This is a genomic window from Mesorhizobium sp. P2_B11 (genome assembly GCF_056404855.1).
Window position 1 is genome coordinate 245,757 of record NZ_JBFUDF010000002.1, and the last position, 22,781, is coordinate 268,537.

The 22,781-nt window shown below is 63.1% G+C and carries 27 protein-coding genes; 18 read left to right on the forward strand and 9 right to left on the reverse strand.

The window, feature by feature from the left end:
* Positions 1-146: 146 nt before the first annotated feature.
* Together AC1DYJ_RS05595 and AC1DYJ_RS05600 are read left to right on the forward strand one after the other, a co-directional pair.
* Positions 147-953: an exodeoxyribonuclease III gene (locus AC1DYJ_RS05595; RefSeq protein ID WP_477288578.1), complete on the forward strand. Its 807-nt coding sequence runs from the start codon at positions 147-149 to the stop codon at positions 951-953.
* Between the two features lie 24 nt (positions 954-977).
* Positions 978-1,616: a GNAT family N-acetyltransferase gene (locus tag AC1DYJ_RS05600; RefSeq protein WP_477288580.1), complete on the forward strand. Its 639-nt coding sequence runs from the start codon at positions 978-980 to the stop codon at positions 1,614-1,616.
* A 44-nt stretch (positions 1,617-1,660) separates the two neighbouring features.
* On the opposite strand, the gene AC1DYJ_RS05605 is transcribed toward AC1DYJ_RS05600, so the two are convergent.
* On the reverse strand, positions 1,661-2,116 hold the full coding sequence (locus tag AC1DYJ_RS05605) for a cyclic nucleotide-binding domain-containing protein (protein WP_477288582.1): 456 nt from the start codon (positions 2,114-2,116) through the stop codon (positions 1,661-1,663).
* A 119-nt stretch (positions 2,117-2,235) separates the two neighbouring features.
* Positions 2,236-2,919, reverse strand: coding sequence for a response regulator transcription factor (locus AC1DYJ_RS05610; protein ID WP_112561232.1), 684 nt, complete (start codon positions 2,917-2,919; stop codon positions 2,236-2,238).
* Positions 2,920-3,064: 145 nt separating this feature from the next.
* Between AC1DYJ_RS05610 and AC1DYJ_RS05615 the strand changes: the two genes are divergently transcribed.
* Positions 3,065-3,601, forward strand: coding sequence for a L,D-transpeptidase family protein (locus AC1DYJ_RS05615; protein WP_477288649.1), 537 nt, complete (start codon positions 3,065-3,067; stop codon positions 3,599-3,601).
* Positions 3,602-3,742: 141 nt separating this feature from the next.
* On the opposite strand, the gene AC1DYJ_RS05620 is transcribed toward AC1DYJ_RS05615, so the two are convergent.
* On the reverse strand, positions 3,743-4,000 hold the full coding sequence (locus AC1DYJ_RS05620) for a DUF1127 domain-containing protein (RefSeq protein WP_477288584.1): 258 nt from the start codon (positions 3,998-4,000) through the stop codon (positions 3,743-3,745).
* Positions 4,001-4,130: 130 nt separating this feature from the next.
* Between AC1DYJ_RS05620 and gcvA the strand changes: the two genes are divergently transcribed.
* A complete protein-coding gene (gene gcvA, locus AC1DYJ_RS05625; protein ID WP_477288586.1) occupies positions 4,131-5,081 on the forward strand; it encodes a transcriptional regulator GcvA in 951 nt (316 codons plus the stop codon).
* A gap of 24 nt (positions 5,082-5,105) precedes the next feature.
* Here gcvA and AC1DYJ_RS05630 read toward each other — a convergent pair whose 3' ends face one another.
* From AC1DYJ_RS05630 to AC1DYJ_RS05645, 4 genes are all read right to left on the reverse strand, one after another.
* Entirely contained in the window at positions 5,106-5,528 is a 423-nt protein-coding gene (locus AC1DYJ_RS05630) for a DUF1761 domain-containing protein (RefSeq protein WP_477288588.1), read from the reverse strand.
* 105 nt (positions 5,529-5,633) lie between these two features.
* Entirely contained in the window at positions 5,634-6,332 is a 699-nt protein-coding gene (locus AC1DYJ_RS05635; RefSeq protein WP_477288590.1) for a class I SAM-dependent methyltransferase, read from the reverse strand.
* Entirely contained in the window at positions 6,287-6,712 is a 426-nt protein-coding gene (locus tag AC1DYJ_RS05640; protein WP_112621800.1) for an EVE domain-containing protein, read from the reverse strand. Before AC1DYJ_RS05640 ends, AC1DYJ_RS05635 begins: the two co-directional genes overlap by 46 nt.
* 29 nt (positions 6,713-6,741) lie before the next feature.
* The gene (locus AC1DYJ_RS05645; protein ID WP_477235464.1) at positions 6,742-7,038 is read right to left on the reverse strand and encodes a YciI-like protein; all 297 of its coding nucleotides are present in this window, start codon (positions 7,036-7,038) and stop codon (positions 6,742-6,744) included.
* Between the two features lie 390 nt (positions 7,039-7,428).
* On the opposite strand from AC1DYJ_RS05645, the gene AC1DYJ_RS05650 reads away from it, so the two are divergent.
* From AC1DYJ_RS05650 to AC1DYJ_RS05675, 6 genes are read left to right on the forward strand one after another with little or no spacing between them, the layout of a single operon-like run.
* Positions 7,429-8,664, forward strand: a complete 1,236-nt coding sequence (locus AC1DYJ_RS05650) for a glycosyltransferase family 2 protein (RefSeq protein WP_477288592.1) — start codon at positions 7,429-7,431, stop codon at positions 8,662-8,664.
* Positions 8,665-8,673: 9 nt separating this feature from the next.
* A complete protein-coding gene (locus tag AC1DYJ_RS05655; RefSeq protein ID WP_477288594.1) occupies positions 8,674-9,363 on the forward strand; it encodes a class I SAM-dependent methyltransferase in 690 nt (229 codons plus the stop codon).
* Positions 9,360-9,752, forward strand: a complete 393-nt coding sequence (locus AC1DYJ_RS05660) for a GtrA family protein (RefSeq protein WP_477288595.1) — start codon at positions 9,360-9,362, stop codon at positions 9,750-9,752. The genes AC1DYJ_RS05655 and AC1DYJ_RS05660 overlap by 4 nt, the downstream gene beginning before the upstream one ends.
* Complete coding sequence (locus AC1DYJ_RS05665) at positions 9,749-10,417, forward strand: methyltransferase domain-containing protein (RefSeq protein ID WP_477288597.1); 669 nt, start codon at positions 9,749-9,751, stop codon at positions 10,415-10,417. Before AC1DYJ_RS05660 ends, AC1DYJ_RS05665 begins: the two co-directional genes overlap by 4 nt.
* Positions 10,414-11,580: a glycosyltransferase family 4 protein gene (locus tag AC1DYJ_RS05670; RefSeq protein ID WP_477288599.1), complete on the forward strand. Its 1,167-nt coding sequence runs from the start codon at positions 10,414-10,416 to the stop codon at positions 11,578-11,580. Before AC1DYJ_RS05665 ends, AC1DYJ_RS05670 begins: the two co-directional genes overlap by 4 nt.
* Positions 11,573-13,282 carry a DUF7056 domain-containing protein gene (locus tag AC1DYJ_RS05675; protein WP_477288601.1) on the forward strand — a complete coding sequence of 570 codons (1,710 nt, stop codon included), beginning with the start codon at positions 11,573-11,575 and terminating at the stop codon, positions 13,280-13,282. Before AC1DYJ_RS05670 ends, AC1DYJ_RS05675 begins: the two co-directional genes overlap by 8 nt.
* Here the strand turns inward: AC1DYJ_RS05675 and AC1DYJ_RS05680 are convergent.
* Positions 13,279-14,295 (reverse strand): NAD(P)H-dependent glycerol-3-phosphate dehydrogenase, encoded by a 1,017-nt coding sequence (locus tag AC1DYJ_RS05680; RefSeq protein WP_477288603.1) that lies wholly within the window; start codon positions 14,293-14,295, stop codon positions 13,279-13,281. The genes AC1DYJ_RS05675 and AC1DYJ_RS05680 overlap by 4 nt on opposite strands.
* Positions 14,292-15,377, reverse strand: coding sequence for a tRNA (adenosine(37)-N6)-threonylcarbamoyltransferase complex transferase subunit TsaD (tsaD, locus tag AC1DYJ_RS05685; RefSeq protein ID WP_477288651.1), 1,086 nt, complete (start codon positions 15,375-15,377; stop codon positions 14,292-14,294). The genes AC1DYJ_RS05680 and tsaD overlap by 4 nt, the downstream gene beginning before the upstream one ends.
* A gap of 120 nt (positions 15,378-15,497) precedes the next feature.
* On the opposite strand from tsaD, the gene hemC reads away from it, so the two are divergent.
* From hemC to AC1DYJ_RS05725, 8 genes are all read left to right on the forward strand, one after another.
* Entirely contained in the window at positions 15,498-16,421 is a 924-nt protein-coding gene (gene hemC, locus AC1DYJ_RS05690) for a hydroxymethylbilane synthase (RefSeq protein WP_477288605.1), read from the forward strand.
* Position 16,422: 1 nt separating this feature from the next.
* On the forward strand, positions 16,423-17,130 hold the full coding sequence (locus tag AC1DYJ_RS05695) for a uroporphyrinogen-III synthase (RefSeq protein ID WP_477288607.1): 708 nt from the start codon (positions 16,423-16,425) through the stop codon (positions 17,128-17,130).
* Between the two features lie 113 nt (positions 17,131-17,243).
* Positions 17,244-18,722 (forward strand): COG4223 family protein, encoded by a 1,479-nt coding sequence (locus AC1DYJ_RS05700; RefSeq protein WP_477288609.1) that lies wholly within the window; start codon positions 17,244-17,246, stop codon positions 18,720-18,722.
* Between the two features lie 10 nt (positions 18,723-18,732).
* Positions 18,733-20,340 carry a heme biosynthesis HemY N-terminal domain-containing protein gene (locus tag AC1DYJ_RS05705; RefSeq protein WP_477288611.1) on the forward strand — a complete coding sequence of 536 codons (1,608 nt, stop codon included), beginning with the start codon at positions 18,733-18,735 and terminating at the stop codon, positions 20,338-20,340.
* Between the two features lie 76 nt (positions 20,341-20,416).
* A complete protein-coding gene (locus AC1DYJ_RS05710; RefSeq protein ID WP_477288613.1) occupies positions 20,417-20,896 on the forward strand; it encodes a tellurite resistance TerB family protein in 480 nt (159 codons plus the stop codon).
* A gap of 14 nt (positions 20,897-20,910) precedes the next feature.
* Positions 20,911-21,627, forward strand: a complete 717-nt coding sequence (locus tag AC1DYJ_RS05715) for a glutamine amidotransferase (protein ID WP_477288615.1) — start codon at positions 20,911-20,913, stop codon at positions 21,625-21,627.
* A 188-nt stretch (positions 21,628-21,815) separates the two neighbouring features.
* Positions 21,816-22,079: a YMGG-like glycine zipper-containing protein gene (locus AC1DYJ_RS05720; protein ID WP_477288617.1), complete on the forward strand. Its 264-nt coding sequence runs from the start codon at positions 21,816-21,818 to the stop codon at positions 22,077-22,079.
* 57 nt (positions 22,080-22,136) lie between these two features.
* Positions 22,137-22,772, forward strand: a complete 636-nt coding sequence (locus AC1DYJ_RS05725; RefSeq protein ID WP_477288619.1) for a LolA family protein — start codon at positions 22,137-22,139, stop codon at positions 22,770-22,772.
* The last annotated feature ends 9 nt before the right edge of the window (positions 22,773-22,781 follow it).

Below are 22,781 nucleotides of genomic sequence, written 5' to 3' on the forward strand. Positions count from 1 at the left end.
TGCCAAACTTGATGACTGGTGCGAGGCTTGTCTTTGCCGGCTGTGGCTGGCAGTAGTTTCCGGGATCGCTCTTTCAAAAAAGGCGTCATTTCCCGTCAAGGCCCATTCCGGTGCCTGGCAGGTCTTGCGCTGCCCCGGACCGCCGCATGCCCTTTTCCATCGCCACCTGGAACATCAACTCCGTGCGCCTGCGCATGCCGATTGTCGAGCGGCTGCTGAAAGAGCAGGCGCCGGATGTGCTTTGCCTTCAAGAGACCAAGGTTCCCGACGAGCTGTTTCCGGAAAAAGCCTTCCGCAAGGCCGGCTACGAGCACATCGCCTTCCATGGCCAGAAGGGTTACCACGGCGTGGCGACGGTGGCGCGGCGGCCGATCGAGGTGGTCGAGAAGCGGCGCTTCTGTGAGATCGACGACAGCCGCCATCTGTCGGTGAAAGTGCAGGCCGGCGGCAAGGCGATCCTGATCCACAATTTCTATGTGCCGGCCGGCGGCGACGAGCCCGATCCGGAGATCAACCGCAAATTCCGCCACAAGCTCGACTTCGTCGACGAGATGAATGCCATCCCCGCCGCGCATGACGAGGTTTCAGCCTCGATCCTGGTCGGCGACCTCAACATCGCGCCGCTGGAGCATGATGTCTGGTCGCACAAGCAATTGCTCAATGTCGTCAGCCACACGCCGGTCGAGACCGAAAATTTCGAGGCGATGCGGCTCGCCGGCGACTGGGTCGACCTGATGCGGCTCAACGTGCCGTCCGAGGAAAAGCTCTACACCTGGTGGAGCTATCGCGCGCAGGACTGGGAAGCGTCGAACCGCGGCCGCCGGCTCGACCATGTCTGGTCGTCGCCGAACCTTGTGCCCAGTTTTGCCGGCTACGAAATCCTGCGCGCCGCACGTGGCTGGGATCGGCCCTCGGACCATGTGCCGGTGATTGCGCGGTTTGATCTGGATTAGGCTCCGAGCCAAAGAGGTCGTTGAATGGAGATAGCAGCAGCACAAGAGCCGGATGTGACATCTGCGGCCGGCTGCCTGGCGGCTGCCTTTGCCGATGATCCGCAGATGGCTTTTTTCTTCTCGGGCGATCCTGCGCAGCGTCGGGACCTGGTGACGGAGTTCTTCTCGATCCTGATGGCGGCGCGCTTGGCGCTTGGAATGCCTGTGCTGCTGTTGAAGAGCGAAGGTCGCATCCTGGGCGCGGCGATGGGCTATGATACGCAGCGGCCCGAATGGCTTCCGACTCACCAAGAGAGGTGGGCCCTGCTTCAGCAAAGGCAGGTATCGATGGCTTCGCGCTTCGAGAGAGCTGACGCCATCAGCGAGAAATACAAGCCGCAGGAACCGCATTTCTATCTTGGCGTCCTTGGCGTTCACCCCTCAATGCAGGGAAAGGGGGCCGGCGGCGCGCTCATCAAGGCTTATTGCGACCTTGCCGAAGGAGATCCTGTCTCGGCAGGAACGTTTCTCGAAACCGCACAAGGCAAGAATTTGGCTTTCTATGAGCATTGCGGGTTTCAACTCCGCGGCCAAGGTGAACTTGCGCCCGGGAAGCCATTCTGGTGCCTGTTCAGGCCAAAACCCGGTCGAGACGGTAATGGAGCAATTTCAGGAAAAGTGTGAAGCGGTTTTCCGTCCGAAATTTGCGTCAAATCAAAGAGATAGACTCACCCGCCAAACCGCGGCGCCAGTTTCTCGATGCGGGCGATCATGGCCTGGAAATCGTCGAGGATGCGCTGGTGCAGTTTCACCGCCACGTCGGGATACTCTTCGAGGATGCGGCGGAACATCTTGCGGCTCAGCCTTATCACTTCCGAATCGGTCTCGGCCGAGGCGCTGGTCAGCCGCCTTGAGTCGGCGATCAGCGCCAGTTCGCTCAGAATCGTGCCGGGGCCGGCGGTGCCGATCGGGATGCGGTCGCCATCCTGCTCGCGGTAGAGCACGATCGTCCCACTGACCACGATATAGGCCGAATCGGCTTCGTCGTCCTCGCGGTACAGCTTGCGATCGGCCTGCAGGTGCGTGGCTTCGGCGCCGAAGGCGAGCAGGCGCAGCTGTTCCTGCGTGAAGCCCTCAAAGAGCTTCACAGCGGACAGGATGCGGATGTCGTCATCCAGCGCCATCTCTAGCTGCGTCCCCGAACGGTCAGTCCAATCCCTCCTCTACGGGCCGATCCATGCCCTCCAGCTGGATCGTACCCGAAAACAGTCCCGCCCCGACCGTCTATTAGATAACAAAATGCTTAAGGAACAAGCTTGTAGCCGCCGCTTTCTGTCACAAGGATTTCGGCATTGGAAGGATCGCGCTCGATCTTCTGGCGCAGCCGATAGACATGGGTTTCCAGCGTGTGCGTGGTGACGCCGGAATTGTAGCCCCACACTTCCTCAAGCAGGACGTCGCGCGTCACCACCTTCTGGTCGGCGCGGTAGAGATATTTGATGATCGAGGCCTCCTTCTCGGTCAGCCGCACCTTGGCGCCGCGCTGGTCGATGAGAAGCTTCTGGCTGGGCTTGAACGTATACGGACCGACCGAGAAGGTGGCGTCCTCGCTCTGCTCGTGCTGGCGCAGTTGCGCGCGGATGCGGGCAAGCAGCACGGCGAAGCGGAACGGCTTGGTGACATAGTCGTTGGCGCCGGCCTCAAGGCCCAGGATCGTGTCGGAATCGGTGTCGTGGCCCGTCAGCATGATGATCGGCGCCTTGTAGCCGCCCTTGCGCAGGATCTTCACCGCCTCGCGGCCATCCATATCGGGCAGGCCGACATCCATGATGAGCAGGTCGATGAGGCCGCCGCGCGCAGCAGCGACGCCTTTGGCGGCGGTCGCTTCCTGCAGGACGTCGAATTCTTCGTAAAGGGCAAGTTGCTCGACGAGGGTTCCGCGCAGGTCGTCATCGTCGTCAACGATAAGAATGGTACGTGATGTCATGGATCAATCCGTTGTTTTGAAAAGAATTTTCAGTTGACCGACCCCCATTTATGCGGAAGCTGACCGGCGCAACAGTCCGATCACAGTGATTTGTTCCGTGACACGATCATACAAGAAAAAACGCGATCGCAATGCAGCCGGCGCAATTTTGCCTAAAGGGCTGCGTGTGCTGGTGGTGCGGGCAAGGCCCGGCAACCCCAGCCAGGGCATTTTGCAGGCCGGCAGCAAGGTGTTTGCCTGCGCCTTGGGGCGCGGTGGCATCTCGGCCAACAAGCGCGAAGGCGACGGCGCGACGCCGCTTGGCGAGATGCGGATTTTGTCGGGATATTTTCGCGGCGATCATTTCCCGGCCGGCCGAAAAACCCGGCTGGCGATGGCGCCGATCAGCCCAGATCTCGGCTGGTGCGAGGTGCCGGACGACCGCAACTACAACCGGCCGGTGACGATTCCTTACGGCGCCAGCCATGAGCGCATGCGGCGCGACGACCGCCTCTACGACGCCTGCCTGGTGCTCGACTGGAACATGGCGCCGCGCCGGCGTGGCCGTGGCAGCGCCATCTTCTTCCACCTGGCGCGTCCCGGCTTCACGCCGACGCAAGGCTGCGTGGCGGTGACAGCGCGGACGATGGCGCGACTGTTGCCGCTGGTGTCGGATCGCACGGTGGTGAGGGTGGTGCGGTAGGATACGCTGATATTCAGGTGATGCCGGCCTGCGAATGAAGGGTTCCTGCGCTTCCGGTACTCACGTACCCGAAAGTACGCTCCGTTCCGGTTCTCGGAACCCATCATTCTCGACTCGGCCTGACCTGAATCTCAACATATCCTAGAACCTGTCTCGACGGCCTGCGCGGCGAGGGTGCTGCCAGCCGATATCCAGCAGTCCCAAGCGGCCGAGTTCCCGGTCTACTGCCTGCGTGACGTCCTTGCGCTGGGCGCCGATGTCGCGCAGTTGGCGATCCGACAGCTCCTCGACATCCTGGCGTGGCAGCTTGATCGCGACTCTGGCCTGGCGAAGCCAATCGGTGACGGCGACAAACCAGGTCGAGCGAGGGGCTGGCGAATTGAAAGTGATGATGGACATGGTGTGATCCGTTCCTCCGGATATCAAATCCGGTTTGATGGTGTTTCGATTGCGCCCATCTTGGCGGATTGAAAGACAAAGGAGAAACGAGTAGTTTTCTCCATATCATCAAGTTTTATTTGGAGATCGATTGGCCCGCCTGCTGCCTGGAACTCGTGCCTTGCGGACGCTGGAAGCGGCGGCCCGGCACCTCAATTTCACCCGCGCGGCTGACGAGCTCGGGCTGACGCCGGCCGCTGTCAGCCACCAAATCAAGGAAATCGAGGATCAGCTCGGCATCGTGCTGTTCACCCGCACCAGCCGGACCATCCGGTTGACGGAAGCAGGCACGGTGCTGTTCGAGGCCTCGATCGATGCGCTCGACCGGCTCAACCGGGCGGTGTCGCGGGCGCAAAAGATGACGCGCGGCTTGGCGCTCCTGAAGATAACGCTCGACCCGCAATTTGCGACCAAATGGCTGATGCGGCGTGTCGACGATTTCCGCAAGCACCAGCCCGGCATCGAACTTCGCTTCGACATCACCTATGAGGTGCGCGATTTCGATCGCGACGACGTCGATATTGGCATTCGCTTCGGCACCGGGAAATATCCGGGCATTGTCAGCCACCGGCTGTTCGACAACATCATCATTCCGGTGTGCAGCCCGGCTTTGCTGACCTCCGGTCCGCCGCTGCGCGAGCCGCGCGATCTGTTCCGGCACACGCTTGCCCATATCGTGTGGGCGCGCCAGGGCGTGACCTGGCCGAACTGGCGCATGTGGATGGCGGCGGCCGGCATCGACGATTTCGATGACAGCCGCACCATCGTTTTCGGCTCTTCATCAGATGCCGTGCAGGCGGCGCTCGACGGCAATGCGGTGGCGCTCGCCGATTTCGCCATGGTGGCCAACGATCTGTCCGAGGGACGGCTGGTGCGGCCATTCGAACTCGGCCTCAAGGTGGCGGCCGAATTCGCCTATTTCCTGGTCTATCCCACAGGGTCGGCAAACGACGCCAGGATCATCGCGTTCAAGGACTGGATCCTGGGCGAAGTCCACAACCCGCAACCGGATCCGACGCGCCGGGCCTGGGACGAGCTGTAGGTCAACGCCGACTCTGGAAAGGCTTCAGCCGGGGACGACCGGTGCGCCGAACCAGCCGATCACCGCACCGATGATCAGAAGCACGCCAAGCCAGTGGCCGCCGTCGATGAGGGTCAGGTCCCAGCCGAAATTCTCGTAGCGGTGGTTGGCCGTCAGCGTGGTGGCGACAAAACCCAGCCAAAGGACGAAGCCGAAGACCAGGCCGGCGACAAGGGTCGGCTCGCCGCCGGTCATCGCGCCGACAACCAAGGCAAAGACGAGCGCCATGATCAGTTCGGTGACAAAGGAGATGATGAAGGGCAATATCGATTTCTTCGCCGTTGACGGATCGATCCTGGCCGCCCTCATCCAGGGCTTGCTGAGGGCCGTGTACCAGACGGCGCCGAACAGCCACACCGCCACGGCCGCGACAACCACCGCCAGCCAGTTCACCACTGAAAAATCCATAAATCCTCCCCTCAAGCATGTCGCCCAACGCCTTGGCGATTTGGGACAACGACGTGCGTATTCTTCAAATCAATCTCGCGATGGAACGCCTGTTCGCCAGCGCCGTCAAGCGAAGCGCCAGACCGTGGTGCGCTTGACCAGCGCATCCTCCAGCGCCCGCGTCACCGCCACTTCGTAGACGGCCAGCGGCTCCAGTCCTGCCTTCGGCATGTAGGAGCGGCCGGGATCGCCAACCAGGATGTCGGCGCCGCGTGCCTTCAGGGTCGAAAACCACGGCATCAGCGTGTCGGCAAAGGATCGGTCGTAGAATACGTCGCCGGCCAGCACCACGTCCCAACCGGCATCGGTGCCGATGCAGTCCGTGCCGCAAAAGTCGATGGCAACGCCATTGGCCTCGGCATTGAGGCGGATCGCCGTCTCGCAGAACGGGTCGATGTCGGCGGCGATCACTTGCGCAGCACCCGCCCTGGCGGCGGCGATGGCGACAAGCCCGGAGCCGGAGGCGAAGTCGAGCACGCGTTTGCCGTGCACTTCAGACGGGTTGTCGAGGACATAACGGGCAAGGCCCTGGCCACCGGCCCAGGCAAAGGCCCAGAACGGCGGCGGCAGGCCGATTTCGGTCAGCTCGTCCTCCGTCCGCTGCCAAAGGTCGTGCGCCTCGTCGGCAAGGCGCAGAAGAATTTCCGGCACATGCGGCGGCGCCATCAGCGCCGTGTTGTCGAGAATGAACTTTTTTGCGCTGTTCGGTGTGAGGACCGTCACGGAGCGGGGGTAAGGCCGCCCATGCGGCAGACTTCCTTCCATTCGGCCGGAGTCACCGGCTGTACGGAAAGCCGCCCAAGCCGCACCAGCGCCATCTCGGCGAGCTTCGGGTTGGCCTTGACCTGTTCCAGCGTCGGCGGGTTCGGCACGTCCTTGAAGGCGCGGATGTCGACGCATTCCCAGCGCGGATCGTCGGTTGTCGAGTCGGGATGGGCAAGTGCGCAGACTTCGGCAATGCCGACGACGTTCAGCCCCTCATTGGAGTGGTAGAAAAAGCCGAGATCGCCGATCTGCATCGCCTTCATGTTGTTGCGCGCCGCATAGTTGCGCACGCCGTCCCATTGCGTGCCGGCCTTGCCCTTGGCCTTCAGCGCCTCGAAGGAGAAGACCGAAGGTTCGGATTTGAACAGCCAGTAGTTCATGTCTTTGCTCCTCCTTGACGCGGCCCGATTTAACTAGCCGCCGGCTTGTTGAAGGTCCAGTTCCACTGGCGGATTTCGACGCTTTCGAACAGGCCTGCCTTGGCATAGGGGTCGGCGGCAGACAATGCCTGCGCGCCGGCCATATCAGGCGCCTCGACGACGACGAGGCTGCCGTTCGGCTTGCCGTCGGCATCGAGGAACGGGCCGGCAAAGGCCAGTTTCTTGTCGGCGTTCAGACCTTCGAGAAAGGCGACGTGGGCAGGCCGCGTGTCGACGCGCACCTGCAGGCTGCCCGGCTTGTCCTTGCAAATCAACGCAAACAGCATGTTTTCAAACTCCGGTTTGGGATTGCGGCAACAGCTCGCCTCGAACTGCGGAAACCGCGGTTTTGCTTTTATGCGGGCTTTGGGTAAATGCCAAATGACGATCTATCGCGTTGAATCTCGGCCACGGCTCAAGGCCAAGGCATTGAAATGATTGATCCACTTGGGTTTGGCGACAGTCACGGACGATATCGCTTCACCCGAAAAGAGCAGACTCAAGGTAACAGCGCTGCATCGCGAAAAGACAGCGCCAGGCCTTTGCGACTACCGCCTAAGAAGACGCGACTGGATATTTCGTAAGTCAAAGATAAGCAATTTTCGATATGCTACGCTCCCAGCGGGTCAGGTGTGGGAATGGGCTGGTTGTTCCAGAACGCCTGAATAGGGGACGCAATGGACAGCATCGCGGGTGACACGACAGCCAAGTTCGACGACGCCACGCCTGCTTCCACAGCCAGCATGGAGACAGAGCCTGTTCTCGTCTCTGCAATCATTCCCTGCCTGAACGAAGAATTGACGATTGGCATCTGCATCCGCAAAGCCTTCGATGCCTTCTCGAGGCGCGGCATCAAGGGGGAAGTCGTCGTCGGCGACAATGGCTCCACGGACAAGTCGGTGGAGATTGCGCAAAAGCTGGGAGCCCGGGTCGTCCATCAGCCGGTGAAGGGCTATGGCGCGGCAATCAGCGCCGCGGCTGAAGCGGCCGAAGGCAAATATCTCGTCATGGCCGATGCCGATGATTCCTACGACTGGAGCCAGCTCGGCGATTTCGTCGATGCGCTGGAGTTGGGTGCGGAATTTGTCATGGGCAATCGGTTCGCCGGCGGTATCGAGCCGGGCGCCATGCCGCCATTGCATCGCTACCTGGGCAATCCTGTCCTGTCCACCATCGCTCGCTGGCTGCACAAATCGCCGATCCGCGACTTCCATTGCGGCATGCGCGGCTTCACCCGAGAGGCATTTCAGAGAATCGGCGCACGCTCGCCGGGAATGGAATTCGCCTCGGAAATGATCATCAATGCGCATCGCGCCGGGCTCACCATTCGCGAAGTGCCGATCAAGCTCTACCCCGACAAGCGAAACCGCCCGCCGCATCTGCGTTCCTTCCGCGACGGCTGGCGCCATTTGCGGCTCATCATCGCTCATGCACCGGACACGCTCTACCTGATCCCTGGCCTTACCCTGCTGGTGACGGGCATTGTCGGCCTAGCCTTGCTTTCGTCCGGCCCAATTCAGTTCGACGGGCATTATTTCGGCATCCATTTTGTCGCGCTTGCGTCCATGTCAACGCTGATCGGCCTGTCCGCGACACTGCTCGGCATGTTGGCCAAAGTGGCCATCGCCATCTATCACCCGGTTCAGAAGGGACGCGTCGTCCCCTGGCTTAAACGGGGACGCCCGCTGGAATGGCTGGTTGGCGGAGGTGTCTTGATCTTTGCCGGAGGGTTCACGGTAAACCTGCTCCTCGCTCTGCAATGGTTGTTTGTCAACGAACCGATGGAGCAGTCCGTGCACCTCATATTCACCAGCAGCACCGCGTGCGTGGCCGGCGTGTTGATGACGCTCTCCGGTTTCGTGCTGAAGCTGCTGCTTGATAGTCTCGGCGATCCCGGTTCTTTCCGAAGGTAAGCTCGCATCATGAAAGCAAGCAGGGCTTCTCCGCGTATCTGGGATACCGACTGGCTGATACTGCGCGGGCTCGCCAGGCTGCTCAAGGAGCAGGCACGCGCCCATGTCAGGCCGGAAACACTGATGGTCGATCTGGGTTGCGGAGACATGCCCTATGCCCGGATGATGCGGGAGATGCGGATCGACTATCGGGGCGCGGATATCGACGATGGCGGATCGCTGCGGATCGACGAGCGTGGCCGGGTGCCGCTTGCCGATGGCGCCGCGGGCGCTGTCCTCTCCGTCCAGGTCCTGGAACATGTGCGCGACCTCGACGCTTATTGTGCCGAAATCAACCGGCTGCTGCGCGATGACGGCGTTCTGTTGTTATCCACGCACGGCACCTGGCTGTACCATCCTCACCCGGAAGATCATCGCCGCTGGACACGAACAGGCCTGATTGCCGATCTCGGGGATCGCGGCCTGGTTGTCGAGGATGTCAAGGCAATCGCCGGTCCGCTGGCCACGACCACGCTGATCCGTCTGACAGGCTTTGCCTTCTTCCTGCGCCGCATCCCAGTTTTTGGGGGCGCTTTCGCGTCGCTGCTGGCCGTGCTCATGAACCTGCGCGCGCTGCTGGAAGACGCCATCACGCCAGCGTCGATACGCGACGACAATGGCTGCGTGTTCCTCGTTCGGGCACATAAGGCGATCGCATGAACATGCGTGCGCCTTCCACTTACGTCGTCGTGGCGGCGCTGTGTCTGGCGCTCCACAACACGGTGATGATTCTTTCGGACCGTGCCGGATCGCCTTTATGGCTGGCCGTCCTGTTGTCCTTCGGGATTGTAGCGGCAACCGGCTACGCCCTGCATGGCCTCTTCACGTTCCGGCAGCCTTTGGCTCTGCCCGGCTTTGCCAGATATCTGCTGGCGATGTCGGCTAACGTCCCGCTGGCGTTCATCTTCACCTGGTTCTGGCGCGACTGGACAGGTCTGGCGATGCCTATCGCGGCGCCGCTTGCGTCGGTCTGCATGCTGGCGATCAACTTTGCGCTCAGCCGCTGGGCGATCGGCGCGCCAAAATCCACATCCGTCAGAAACCCATGAATCTCCAGATGACGATGCCCTCCATCGATCCGCACCTCCTGCAGGGTATCATGTCGCGCCATCTCGCCATGTACCGGAGCAAAGTGCCGTTCTATCAAGCCACGATGCTCGACAGCTTGCGTCAAGTGTGGGCCGGCGATCATCGCAGGCTGCTGGATGTCGGTGGCGGTACAGGCGTGATTGCGCAAGCCATGTCCGAGCTGTTTCCGCTGGAAGAAGTACAAACAGTGGATATTGTCGACCGTTTCTGCCCGTCGCTAACGGTGTCCACGCGCCAGTATGACGGCAAGACGTTGCCCTTCAGGGACGATGCGTTCGATGCGGCAACGCTCAACAACGTCCTGCATCACGTGCCGCTTGCGGCGCGAGCAGCGCTTCTCAGGGAGATCCGGCGGGTGGTGGATGGGCCGCTCTACATCAAGGACCATGAAAGCCTCCATGCGGTGGATCGTCTGCGCCTCATGGCAATGGACGCCATTGGAAACATCCCGTTCGGCGGAATGGTCTGGGCGCGTTACCTTGATCGTGCCGAATGGGAGAGGCTCGCCGCCGAGAGCGGCTATCGCATTGCCGCACGCGCGGCGCCGTTGCGATACCGCAACGGCCTGTACGCATGGCTGTTTCCGAACCGCCTTGAGATTACGCTCCGTCTGGAGCGGGTTTGACAGGCGCGCCCTTGCGAATTTTGACGGTAAGCCACTTCTTCGAGGCGCATGGCGGCGGCATAGAACGCGTCGCCGGGCATCTTTGCCGCCGCTTCGTGGATAACGGCATCGAAGCGTCCTGGGCTGCAAGCGATGCCGACCTGCCGCCCGAGGGAAAAGTGGTTGCGGTGCCGATTGCCTGTCTCCAACTGATGGAAAAACGCAACGGCCTGCCGATGCCTATACCTCGGATGCGAGGAATAGCGGCATTGGCACGCGCGGTACGCGGCAGCGATTCGGTGGTGATGCACGATGCGCTTTACGCCACGTCGATCCTGGCAATGGTGGCGGCCAAGATCTACCGCAAGCCAACAGTGCTTGTTCAACACATTGCCGGCGTTCCGTTTTCTTCGCGTATCCTGCGCTTGGCGATGGCGCTCGCAAACCGCCTGGTGACGCGGCCTATGCTGAGGGCGGCGGATGCCAGAGTCTTCATCAGCGACACGGTGCGCCATGAATTGCTCGGAACGCCCGCGCGGCTCCCTTACAGCCTGCTTTTCAACGGGGTCGACCGCGGCATTTTCCATCCATCGCGGCACTCGACCGGCGATGGCGGCACTCCGGCGCGCGGACGTCGCGTTCTGTTCGTTGGCCGCTACGTCGAGAAAAAGGGACTGTCGGTGATCCGGGCGCTGGCGACCTTGCGGCCCGATCTCGAGATATCGCTGGCGGGCGCCGGCTCGATCAGGCCCGGCGCCTGGGGGCTGGGCAATGTTCGCGACCTGGGCGCTCGCACGCCCATGGAGTTGGCGGACCTCTATCGCACGGCAGATCTTTTGCTGCTGCCAAGCGTCGGCGAAGGGTATCCGCTTGTCATACAAGAGGCGATGGCCTGCGGCCTCCCGGTGGTCTGCGGCGCTCCGGTCCACCTTGCCGACCCCGATGCAGCGGTCTGGCTGCGTGGTGTGAACATCGACCTGAGAGATCGCCTGGGGTCAGCGCGTCGTTGCGCCGAGGCGATCGACGGCCTTGCCCTGACCGACGCCGAGCGCGATGCGATGGCTGCCCATGCCCTGGCGCATTACGATTGGGACAAGATGGCCCGCAGCGTGATCGCCTTGGCGGGCAATAGCCAAGCAGTGGCACCGACCGAGAACCGGCAAGGGAGCGTTGCCGATGGATGACCGGTCCGCCGTGAAAACCGACCTCGGCAACCGGGACTTTTTCGGAATTGCCGAACGCCCGGCCACAATCGGCCTGAGCGTGCTTATTGCACTCAAAATCGTCCTTCTCTTCGCGCTGGCCTATCGCAGCCGCTTCGTCATGGATGAGTTCGGCCAGGTCGGTTACGCGAAATATCTCGGCAACGGCCTGTTTGACACTGTCCAACCGGCCAAGGCGGTAGGTTTCACGGTTTTTAGCAAGCTGGCCATTCTCATTGGCTGGGATGCGACGTCCATCATGTTCGTGGGCCGCTTCCAGATGGCGCTGCTCGCCTGTGCGACCATCGCCATGATTTATGCATGCGCGCGGGCGCTCGGCCAGGACAGGCCGCATGCCTTGGCAATTGTCCTGATCCTGCTGTGCTTCTCCAACTTCATGGAACGAATTTTCCGCACGATCTCGGAACCGCTGGCGCTGTTCTTCGCGGTCGCGGCGCTGTTGGTGGTCATCAGCGGGAATTCGGCAAGCGCGAGACGGATCGTCTTCGCTGGCATGCTTAGCGGCCTCGCCTTCCTGACGACCCAGAAATCCATCTATTTCAATGTCGCGCTTGGCATGGGATTGCTTGCCAACGCCTTCATTGCACGACAATACGCAGCCGGGATCAAGCGTGGCGCGGCCCTGGTGCTGGGCTGGATTGTGCCCGTCGCCGCGTATTGCTTCATATTTGGTGGCGCCGATCCCCTCCCGATCGCCCGAGGCCTGATATTCGGCCCAGTTGAGGTCGCCAGCCGCGGCGGAGTCGAATATGGCGGCTTGCGACATTTTGTGCTCCAGACGCTCGTTCGCAACGCAATCCTCTACGCATTCTGCTTCGGCGGGATCGTCCTTGGGTTGGTGCGTATCCGGGCGTTGGACGGAAGACAGCGGATCGCGCTGACGTTCACCGCCGTCATCACGGTCCTGGTTTTCGTTCATGATCAGCCATGGCCCTATGTCTTCCTCATGGCCTTGCCGTTCATGGCGCTGTGGTCGCTTGCGGTGCCCGATCGCAACGCGGCCGATGCATTGCCCATGCGTTTGGCGCGGGCGTCGCTCGTGTTTGCCGGAGCGATCAGCTTCATCAGCAACGTACTCTATCTGCGCATTGACAATCCGGCGCAGCTTGCGCTGATCGCCCGCGCCGAAGCGATGGTCAAACCGGACGAGGTCTATTTCGACGGCATCGGAATGCTGCCCAATCGACGCGAGCCCTCCACCCTCTGGCTCGACCAGTACTACATCTTGAAAACATTGCGGGAAGGCAGCGAATCGGAAGCCTACAAAATCCTCGCGAACACGCCGCCAAAGCTGATCATCTGGTCATATCGCATGGATATGATCGATCCCGTGATCGCCCCTTTTATCCGCGACAGCTACGTCCAGATCGCTCCCAACATCAGAATGGCCGGCCGTCGCCTTCGCTCCGGTCGTGTGGACGTTTTCAAGGTGCCGGTCGCCGGACGGTACAACCTCTATACAACGAACGGGCTGCCTGCAGATGGCGAGGTCGAGATCAATGGCACCCCGCGTTCCTTGCCTTTGTCCCTGGAGGCCGGTGTCAGCGACGTTGTTCTGCGCAGCGGTCCGGCCGAGGCGCTGCTGCTTCCGGAAGGTGACTACGAAAACCTCATCGTCGCCGGTGAGGACAATGCCGAACTGTTCAAAGACGTGTACAATTAAATATCAGCTTCGGTCTTCAACGGCCGCGTCATCAGGGCGGACACAGCCTGCCGTATGGTGATCGTGCCATCCAGTATCGCTGACACCGCCGCGATGATCGGCGCGTCGATGTCGCGCTCGGTGGCGATGCGGGCGGCGATCGCAGCCGTCGGCACGCCTTCGGCCAGCGGCAGGCCGGCCAAGGGTTTGCCTTGGCCAAGCGCCAGCCCGTAGGCGAAATTGCGCGACTGGGCGGACGAGCACGTGAGCAGCAAATCGCCGAGGCCGGAAAGGCCCATCAGCGTCTCCGGTTTCGCACCGAAGGACGCGCCGATGCGGCGCAATTCGACGAAGCCGCGTGTCACCATGGCGGCCTGGGCGCTGGCGCCGAGCCCGGCGCCGGTGACGGCGCCGGCGGCAATGGCGAAGACATTCTTCAGCGCGCCGCCGATCTCGACGCCGATCAAATCGTCGCTGGAATAGCAGCGCAAATTCTGCGCCGAAAACCGGGCGGCAAGCCCGGCAGCTAAAACCTCGTCGCGAGCGGCGACGACGACAGCGGTCGGCAGGCCCCTGGCGACATCGGCGGCGAAGCTCGGACCGGACAGGGCCGCGACCGGGGCTTTCGGCAAAATGTCCGCGACGATCGCCGACAGCAGCGCGCCGGTATCGCGCTCGATGCCCTTGGCGCAGAGAACCAGTGGGACGCCTTTCGGCATATGCGGCTTTGCCGTCGTCAGCATGGCGCGTAGCGCTTGCGCCGGCGCCACGGCCAGCACGCAATCGGCCTCGGTCAGCGCTGCAGCGATATCACTCGTCGCCGCAATGCCAGGCTCGATGGCGATGCCGGGGAGGTAGCGCGGGTTCTCACCGCGGTGAAGTGCTGCGACCGTTTCGTCGTCGCGTGCATAGAGCCGGACATCATGACCGGCACGCAGCATCGCCAGTGCCAGCGCGGTGCCCCAGGCGCCGCCGCCGAGTACGGCGACACGCCAGCCGGTCTTGTCCCTGTCGCTTGTCTTGCTGCCGGTCATGCTTTCGCTCCGCGCCGGCCGGAGCCGACCATCGGCGCCGAGATCGAGTCCAGCGGCCAGCGCGAACGCGGCACGAAATCCGCAGCGTTCTCGTCCGCTATGCCTGCGCGCAGCCGCTCGATGCCGGCCCAGGCGATCATCGCTGCATTGTCGGTGCACAGTTTCAGTGGCGGCGCGACAAAGGCGAAGCCGGCCTCGGCGCACTGCTTCTGCAGCGTCGCCTTGATGGTGCTGTTGGCGGCGACGCCGCCGGCAACGACCAGCGAGGGCGTGGCTTTATCAGGAAATTCCAGGCGGAAGCGGGCCAGCGCCCGGGCCACGCGGTCGCCCAACGCATCCGCTACCGCCGCCTGGAACGAGGCGCAGATGTCGGCGACGTCCTGCTCGCTCAGCGGCTGGATGGCGGTTGCGGCCTGGCGCACCGCGGTCTTGAGGCCGGAGAAGGAGAAATCGGGCTGGGCCGAACCCTTCATCGGCCTTGGAAAGGCAAAGCGGGTCGCGTCGCCCGCTGCTGCAGCCTTCTCGACATTCGGGCCGCCGGGATAGGGCAGGCCGAGCATTTTGGCCGTCTTGTCGAAAGCTTCGCCAAGCGCATCGTCGATGGTCGTCGCCCAGCGCTGGTAGTCGCCAACGCCGCGCACGGCGACGATCTGGGTGTGGCCGCCGGAGACCAGCAGCAGCAGATAGGGAAAGTCGAGCCCGTCGGTCAGCCTTGCGGTCAGTGCATGGCCTTCGAGATGGTTGATGGCGATCAGCGGCTTGCCGGCCGCGGCGGCAATTGCCTTGGCCGTCATCAGGCCGACAATCAGCCCGCCGACCAGGCCCGGACCGGCGGTGGCGGCAATGGCGTCGATGTCGGTGAGGGCAACGCCCGAATCGGCAAGGGCTGCCTCGACAATGCCGTCGAGCGCCTCGACATGGGCGCGCGCGGCAATCTCCGGCACCACGCCACCAAAGGCCGCGTGCTCCTCGATCTGGCTGAGCACGATGTTGGACGCAATGATAGGCGCAGACGCGCCGTCCAGCGTCACCACGCTGGCGGCGGTCTCGTCGCAACTCGTTTCAATGCCCAGAACGCGGATCAATTCGTCGCTGTCTCCAGAGATTGTGTCGCCGGACTTTCCTAGTTAGTAGAGGCGGGCCTCGTTAGGGAGAGCGCCGGAAACGCAAAGCCAGCCGGGGGTTATCACGGACCGCGCGCCATGCAAACTTTGAAAATCGGAACACGCGGCAGCCCGCTGGCACTCGCCCAGGCGCATGAGACGCAGGCGCGGCTGATGGCAGCGCATGGCATGCCGGCGGAAGCGTTCGAGGTCGTCGTCATCTCGACCAGCGGCGACCGCATCCAGGACCGGCCTTTGTCGGAAGCCGGCGGCAAGGGCCTGTTCACCAAGGAAATAGAAGAGGCGCTGCTGGCCGGGGCCATCGACATCGCCGTGCATTCCTCCAAGGACATGCCGACGGTGCTGCCGGACGGGCTTGAACTCTCCGCTTTTCTGCCGCGCGAGGATGCGCGCGACGCCTTTATCGGCAAGACCGCGAAGCGCATCATCGACCTGCCTCGGGGCGCCAAGGTCGGCTCGTCGTCGCTGCGGCGCCAGGCGCTGATCCGGCGCATGCGGCCGGATCTCGACGTGGTGATGTTTCGCGGCAATGTGCAGACCAGGCTGCGCAAGCTGGATGAGGGCGTCGCCGAAGGCACGATCCTGGCCCATGCCGGGCTGAAGCGGCTGGAACTCGGCCACGTCGTCACCGATCTGATGCCGCTCGACGCCTTTCCACCGGCGCCGGGGCAAGGTGCGATCGGCATCGAGACCCGCATCGGCGACAGCGCCGTCGAAAAGATACTGAGCGCCATCCATGACGTGCCGACGGGCCAGGCGCTGGGCTGCGAACGCGCCTTTCTGGCGGCGCTCGACGGCTCCTGCCGCACGCCGATCGCCGGCTATGCGACGATAGCGGGTGGAAAATTGGTTTTCGCCGGGTTGATCATTTCGCCCGATGGCACGCAATCGCATGAGGTCAAGGCCGAAGGCCTGGCGCTGGATGCCGTTGATATCGGCGCGGACGCCGCGAGGATGGTTCGCGTCAAGGCCGGCGAAAGCTTCTTCGACGGCTGGGTATGACATGCGGATCCTGGTGACGCGGCCACAACCCGGGGCATCGCGCACCGTGCGGCGGCTGCAGGAGCTGGGATTTGAGCCGATTCTTCTGCCATTGACCGAAACGGTGGCGCTGCCAGTCGGCGCCCATGCGATCCGCGGCGATGCCGTCGCGGTGACCAGCGCCAATGCCTTACGCCATGCGCCGGCAGACCTCATCGCCGCGCTCGCCGCCTTGCCTTGCCATGCGGTCGGCCACAGAACGGCCGAAGCGGCGCGCGCGGCAGGGTTTTTGTCCGTCAGCGAAGGGCCGGGCGACGCCGAGAAACTGGCCGAAGCGATTGCCGCCGGTCTTTCCGGCAAGGCGATCGTCTATCTCACGGGACGCGTGCGGTTTCCGGCCTTCGAGGCACGGCTGCGCCAGGCCGGCGTCGAGGTTCGCGCCATCGAGACCTATGACACGATTTCGCTCGATTATTCCGACGGTGAAATCCGTGCGCGCCTGCCCGATCGGGCGGTCGATGCGGTGCTGCTCTATTCGGCCAAGGCGGCGGCGGCGATGCAGGTTCTGGCAAAGCGACCGGACCTGCGCGATCTCTTTGAAGCTACACAGGTTTTTGCTCTCTCCGAGCGCATAGCGTCAGCGTTCGGCGATGCCGCCGGCAAAAAAATCCGCGTTGCGCGGGAACCGCAGGAGGAGGCGCTGCTTGAGCTGTTGCACGACGGCGCCTGAACCCCGTGTCATCACGCCGCCCCTTTTCACCTGATGATGATGTGCTAGACCATTTTTTAAACCATCACGCGCCATCGGGCGCCCAGACGAAGCAGGATTGCGGAGCCCCAGGCATGGTCAAGACGCCGAAGATGCGACATTCGAAGAGCCGCCGCGAGCCGGTGACCATCGAACTCGAACCCGGCGCCGTCTCGCGCATTGTCGATGCGGATGCCGCCAAGGCAGATGAAGTCGAGACCCCCGCCGAATCGGTCATGCCCGAGGAAGCGGCTGCCGTGGCCGATGCGCAGGCGGAGACGCCAGACGAGCCGGTTCATGCCGACCAGGCCGATCTCGAGCCGTGGGAACATTCCGACGCCGCGGCCCAGGCGGCGTTGGAGGGCGCCGAAGCCAAGATGTCCGAACCGGAAAAGCCTTATCCCGCCGCCTCGGACGCGCCGCCACGCGCCAAGACCTCCGATTACAGTTTCGAGGATGCCTCGCCCAAGCCGGGTGTAGCTAAGGAAACGCCGAAGACAGCCGAGGTGAGGAGCCAGCCCATGGCAGCGCAGCCGAAGCGTTCGAACGGTATCGCCGCCGGCATCATTGGCGGTGTCATCGCGCTGGCTGCCGCCGGCGGGCTACAGTTCGCCGGCGTGCTCGGCGCTCCGGGTTCGGGCGCAAGCACCGTCTCGCTCGACGGCGTCAATGGCGAGATCGCCTCGCTGAAGAGCGAAATCGCCGACCTCAGGGAAGCCAGCAGCAATGGCGCTGCAACGGCCAAGGTCGACGGTCTGTCGACGGCGCTGGATCAGGTGAAGGCCGATGTCACGGCGCTGAAATCGGCGGTTGAGCAAGGCGGCGCGGGCGACAATGCCGGGCTTGCCGCGCTCGGCGACAAGGTCAAGCAGATCGAGACGGCGGTCGCCGCGCTCGGCCAGGCCGGCAACGCGGCGCCGGTCGATCTCGCGCCGCTCAACGAGAAGCTTTCAAGTCTGGATGCGCTGGTGAAATCGGCCGGCGATGCAGCCAAGACGCAGGAAGGCAAGATCGCTGCACTTGAACAGTCGGTGACGCAGCTCTCCGGCAAGGTCGATGCGCAGGCGTCGCAGCCGAAGATCGCGATGGCCATCGCCGCTTCGGCGCTGAAGGCGGCGCTCGACCGCGGCGCGCCGTTCGCCGCCGAGTTGGAGACTTTTGCGACGATCTCGCCCAATGCACCTGAGATTGCGGCACTGCGTCCCTATGCCGAGAAAGGCGTGCCAACCCGCACCGAAATCGCCGGCGAGGTCGATGCCGCAGCCAATGCGATGGTCGCTGCCGCGACCCCGGTCGACGAAAATGCCGGCTTCTTCCAGAACCTTTTGTCGAGCGCCGAATCGCTGGTCAAGGTGCGGCCGATCGGTGCCGTAGAAGGCGCCGGGGCGCCCGAAACCGTGGCGCGCCTCGAAGTGGCGGTCAACCAGGGCGACTACGCCAAGGCGCTCAGCGAATATGCGTCGCTACCGGACGCGGTCAAGGCGGCCGGCGCCGACTTTGCCGGCAAACTGAAGGCGCGCATCGAGGTCGAAACGCAGGTCGATGCGCTCATAGCCGGCGCGATGAAGGCATGAGGACGACACGATGATCCGCATTCTCATCTTCCTCGCCGCCGTCTTCGCGCTCGGCCTCGGCTTTGCCTGGCTGGCCGACCGGCCCGGCGAGATGGTCGTCACCTTCAACGGCTACCAGTATCAGGTCAGCCTGATGGTGGCGGCGGTGGCGATCGTTGCCGTCGTCGCCGCGGTGATGATCGTCTGGTGGCTGATCAAGTCGCTGTGGAACAGCCCGTATACGATCTCGCGCTATTTCCGCGTGCGGCGCCGCGACCGCGGCTACCAGGCGCTGTCGACCGGCATGATCGCCGCCGGCGCCGGCGATGGCGCGCTGGCGCGCAAGAAGACCAAGGAAGCCGCCAAGCTGATCCGCTCCGACCAGGAGCCGCTGATTCATCTGCTCGAAGCGCAAGCCTCGCTGCTCGAAGGCGACCATGAAGGCGCGCGCGAGAAATTCGAAGCCATGCTCGACGATCCCGAAATGCGGCTGCTCGGCCTGCGCGGGCTCTATCTCGAAGCCGAGCGGCTCGGCGACCGTAACGCGGCGCGCCACTATGCCGGCCGCGCCGCAGCCGTGGCGCCGCAACTGGCCTGGGCCGCCGAATCGACGCTGGAAGATTTGACCGGACGCGGCGACTGGGACGGCGCGCTGAAGCTGGTCGAGGCCCAGAAATCGACGCGCCAGATCGAACGCGACGCTGCCAACCGCCGCCGCGCCGTGCTGTTGACCGCCAAGGCGCAGGCGCTGACCGACAGCGACCCCAATGCGGCCAGGACAGCGGCCATTGAGGCCAACAAGCTGGCGCCCGATTTCGCGCCGGCCGCGGTTGCGGCGGCGAGCCTGCTGTTCAAGCAGAACGATGTGCGCAAAGGCTCGAAGATCCTCGAAGCCGCCTGGAAGGCCGAGCCGCATCCGGAAATATCCGAACTTTATACTCATGCCCGACCGGGGGATGCGGTGGTCGACCGCCTGAACCGGGCGAAGAAGTTGCAGGAGCTGAAGCGCAACAACGCCGAATCGTCGATGACCGTCGCCCGCGCGGCCCTCGACGCGCAGGATTTTTCCACCGCCCGCCGCGAGGCGGAGGCGGCGATCCGCATGGATCGGCGGGAAGGCGCCTACCTGCTTCTGGCCGACATCGAGGAGGCAGAGACCGGCGACCAGGGCAAGATCAGGCAATTGCTGTCCAAGGCGGTCCGGGCGCCGCGCGATCCGGCCTGGGTCGCCGACGGCGTCGTCTCCGAACGCTGGGCGCCGGTGTCGCCGGTCAGCGGCAAGCTCGACGCCTTCGCCTGGCGCGCGCCGATGGAGCGGCTCGGCCAGCTCATCGACAGCCATGAGGAAACGCCGGAAGCCACTGTGCCCGTGCTTGCGGCCCCCGCCAAGCCGGCAAAAGAAGCCGAAGTGATCGACCATCCAGCCGTCGCCAAAACGACCAGCGAGGCGCCAATTGAGCCGAAGCCTGTGGCGGGCGACGACCATGTCACGCCGGTCACTGCCGCCGCTTTTGCCGCCGTGCCGGCGGATAGCGAAGCGGTCGAGCCGGCCGAGGAGGTCATCCGGTTGCCGGACGACCCCGGTGTCGACCCCGATGACGAAGCGGAGAAGTCACCGCGGCGGTTCCGCCTGTTTTGAACCCTGAAGCATGATCCCAAAAAGTGGATACCGGTTTTTGGAAAAGATCATGCTCCAATAAAGTGATGTGAGCACCATGTTCGAACGCGTTCTGTCCTTTCTGAAAGACCTGCCGGGTGCCGCTGGAACTCGCGCCAATGCGGACGATCCTCGCGTTGCCGCGTCGGCTTTGCTCTATCATGTGATGAACGCCGACGGCGTGCGCCAGGATGTCGAGTGGGAGCGGTTCAAGCAGGTGCTGGGTGAGAGCTATTCGATCAGCGGCAACGAACTCGATGCGCTGGCCGCAGCGGGCGAGCGCGCCGACAATGAGGCGATCGACCTCTATGCCTTCACCAGCGTGTTGAAACGCCATCTCGACGCCGAGGCGCGCAAGGCCTTTATCGGCCTGATGTGGGAGATCGTCTATGCCGACGGCGAACTGCACGAGCTGGAAGACAACACCGTCTGGCGCGTCGCCGAACTGATCGGCGTCGAGCGACAGGACCGGATCGAGGCGCGCCGCAAGGCGGCGGCCGCCGCGCCCGGCGCCAGCGGAACGTCGAGCGACGAATAGGATCCCAGCTCTCCATGCCGCCTAGACCGAGCTCGAAACCAAAGATCCTGATCGTGCTGCATCAGGAGACTTCGAGCCCCGGCCGGGTCGGCCATATGCTGCTCGAGGAAGGGTTCGATCTCGACATCCGCCGGCCGCCGCTGGGCGACAGCCTGCCGGAAACGCTGGAAGGGCATGCCGGCGCCGTGGTGTTCGGCGGGCCGATGAGCGCCAATGACGAGGATGAGTTCGTCCGCCGCGAGACCAACTGGCTGAATGTGCCGCTGCGCGAGAACCGGCCCTTCCTCGGCATCTGCCTTGGCGCACAGATGCTGGCCAACCATCTCGGCGGCAAGGTCGAGGGCCACGGCGAAGGCCTGGTCGAGATCGGCTGGTATCCGCTCAAATCCACCGAAGCCGGCAAAAAGCTGCTGCACTGGCCCGACATGGTCTACCAGTTCCACCGTGAGGGCTTTTCGCTGCCCAGGGATGCGACGCTGCTGGCGACGGCGGAAACCTATCCCAACCAGGCCTTTCGCTATGGCGACAATGCCTGGGGCATCCAGTTCCATGGCGAGCTGACCCGGCTGATGATGCAGCGCTGGGTGGTGCGCGGCGCGCATCGTTTCGAGCTGCCCGGCGCGCAGCCCGGCCGCGACCATCTCGGCGGCCGGCTGATCTGGGACATGCATCTGAAGCGCTGGCTAAGCGAGTTTTTGGGCCTGATCTTCGGCAAGCCGGCTGAGGGATAGAGTAAAATCCAACTACTCTGAACGGTCGAGCTTGTCCAAAGACGACTTAGGTCCGGTATGCGTGGATGATGGATCCGGGACCTTAACCCGTTCCCGTAGGTTCGGATTGCGCTCCAAACACGCTGATGGATCGAAAAACTGCGTGGCGCATTTAAGCTTCGGCTAATAATGGCCCCAGGAGAGAACCAATGAAGAAGACGCTGCTCATTTTGAGCCTACTCATACCGCTCGCGGCATGCTCCCGCACCGAACAAGGCGCTGCCGTCGGTGGTTTGGGTGGCGCAGCTATAGGCGCAGCAGTGGCCGGCGACCCGGTGAAAGGGGCGGTTGTTGGCGGGGCGGTCGGAGCGCTGGCCGGGGCGGTCATCGGGCACGCCAGCGAGGCCGGCCAGTGCAGATATCGCGATCGGAACGGTCGAGTTTACGTTGCACAGTGCCCGGACGGCTACTGATTTCAAAGGGCGCGTGATCTCTTTCGATCACGCGCCTGCTCGGGGTAGGATAACTGAATGGCATATAACATCAAAAGACTGCTGGCTTTCTGGTTTGCCGTTGTCAGCGCTGTCGCGATAGACGTCGAACTTGCGACCGCGGTCTCGGCCGCACCGGTAGAAGCGAAGACGATTGCCGATCACTTCTCATCGGTAAAGTCCATGTCCGGGGACTTTGTCCAGTCGGGCCCAAGAGGGGAAAGGACCAAAGGAAGATTCTTTCTTCAGCGGCCGGGCAAGATCCGGTTCAACTATGCAGGCCAATCAGGAGTCAGCGTAATTGCGGATGGAAAATCCCTGGTGGTCTATAACAAGAAGCTCAAGACATCGCGGCTTTATGCTCTCTCGAAGACGCCGCTTAAGCTGCTCCTCGACAACCAGGTCAACTTTTCCGGCAATCGCCTCAAAAGTATCAGGGAAGATGGCGCCCAAGTGATCATCAAGCTGGCCGACAAGTCGGCCTTCGGCAATTCGAACATCACGATGGTGTTTGACAGGGAATCGCTCGATCTACGCAGATGGAGCCTGACTGACGAGAAGGGCCTTACCACGACAGTCACTATATCCAACGTGAAGCAGGGCGTTAGCGCTCCTGCGGGCACCTTCACCATCGACTATGCGGCAAACCGTGAATTCAACACCAAAACGAAATAATCAGCAGCG

Excerpts from the sequence above, each read along its gene's own strand:
- AC1DYJ_RS05595 (WP_477288578.1), top strand. The coding sequence starts at position 147 with ATGCCCTTTTCCATCGCCACCTGGAACATCAACTCCGTGCGCCTGCGC.
- AC1DYJ_RS05600 (WP_477288580.1), top strand. The coding sequence starts at position 978 with ATGGAGATAGCAGCAGCACAAGAGCCGGATGTGACATCTGCGGCCGGC.
- AC1DYJ_RS05605 (WP_477288582.1), bottom strand. The coding sequence starts at position 2,116 with ATGGCGCTGGATGACGACATCCGCATCCTGTCCGCTGTGAAGCTCTTT.
- AC1DYJ_RS05610 (WP_112561232.1), bottom strand. The coding sequence starts at position 2,919 with ATGACATCACGTACCATTCTTATCGTTGACGACGATGACGACCTGCGC.
- AC1DYJ_RS05620 (WP_477288584.1), bottom strand. The coding sequence starts at position 4,000 with ATGTCCATCATCACTTTCAATTCGCCAGCCCCTCGCTCGACCTGGTTT.
- AC1DYJ_RS05630 (WP_477288588.1), bottom strand. The coding sequence starts at position 5,528 with ATGGATTTTTCAGTGGTGAACTGGCTGGCGGTGGTTGTCGCGGCCGTG.
- AC1DYJ_RS05635 (WP_477288590.1), bottom strand. The coding sequence starts at position 6,332 with ATGGAAGGAAGTCTGCCGCATGGGCGGCCTTACCCCCGCTCCGTGACG.
- AC1DYJ_RS05640 (WP_112621800.1), bottom strand. The coding sequence starts at position 6,712 with ATGAACTACTGGCTGTTCAAATCCGAACCTTCGGTCTTCTCCTTCGAG.
- AC1DYJ_RS05645 (WP_477235464.1), bottom strand. The coding sequence starts at position 7,038 with ATGCTGTTTGCGTTGATTTGCAAGGACAAGCCGGGCAGCCTGCAGGTG.
- AC1DYJ_RS05650 (WP_477288592.1), top strand. The coding sequence starts at position 7,429 with ATGGACAGCATCGCGGGTGACACGACAGCCAAGTTCGACGACGCCACG.
- AC1DYJ_RS05655 (WP_477288594.1), top strand. The coding sequence starts at position 8,674 with ATGAAAGCAAGCAGGGCTTCTCCGCGTATCTGGGATACCGACTGGCTG.
- AC1DYJ_RS05660 (WP_477288595.1), top strand. The coding sequence starts at position 9,360 with ATGAACATGCGTGCGCCTTCCACTTACGTCGTCGTGGCGGCGCTGTGT.
- AC1DYJ_RS05665 (WP_477288597.1), top strand. The coding sequence starts at position 9,749 with ATGAATCTCCAGATGACGATGCCCTCCATCGATCCGCACCTCCTGCAG.
- AC1DYJ_RS05675 (WP_477288601.1), top strand. The coding sequence starts at position 11,573 with ATGGATGACCGGTCCGCCGTGAAAACCGACCTCGGCAACCGGGACTTT.
- AC1DYJ_RS05680 (WP_477288603.1), bottom strand. The coding sequence starts at position 14,295 with ATGACCGGCAGCAAGACAAGCGACAGGGACAAGACCGGCTGGCGTGTC.
- hemC (WP_477288605.1), top strand. The coding sequence starts at position 15,498 with ATGCAAACTTTGAAAATCGGAACACGCGGCAGCCCGCTGGCACTCGCC.
- AC1DYJ_RS05695 (WP_477288607.1), top strand. The coding sequence starts at position 16,423 with ATGCGGATCCTGGTGACGCGGCCACAACCCGGGGCATCGCGCACCGTG.
- AC1DYJ_RS05700 (WP_477288609.1), top strand. The coding sequence starts at position 17,244 with ATGGTCAAGACGCCGAAGATGCGACATTCGAAGAGCCGCCGCGAGCCG.
- AC1DYJ_RS05705 (WP_477288611.1), top strand. The coding sequence starts at position 18,733 with ATGATCCGCATTCTCATCTTCCTCGCCGCCGTCTTCGCGCTCGGCCTC.
- AC1DYJ_RS05710 (WP_477288613.1), top strand. The coding sequence starts at position 20,417 with ATGTTCGAACGCGTTCTGTCCTTTCTGAAAGACCTGCCGGGTGCCGCT.
- AC1DYJ_RS05715 (WP_477288615.1), top strand. The coding sequence starts at position 20,911 with ATGCCGCCTAGACCGAGCTCGAAACCAAAGATCCTGATCGTGCTGCAT.
- AC1DYJ_RS05720 (WP_477288617.1), top strand. The coding sequence starts at position 21,816 with ATGAAGAAGACGCTGCTCATTTTGAGCCTACTCATACCGCTCGCGGCA.
- AC1DYJ_RS05725 (WP_477288619.1), top strand. The coding sequence starts at position 22,137 with ATGGCATATAACATCAAAAGACTGCTGGCTTTCTGGTTTGCCGTTGTC.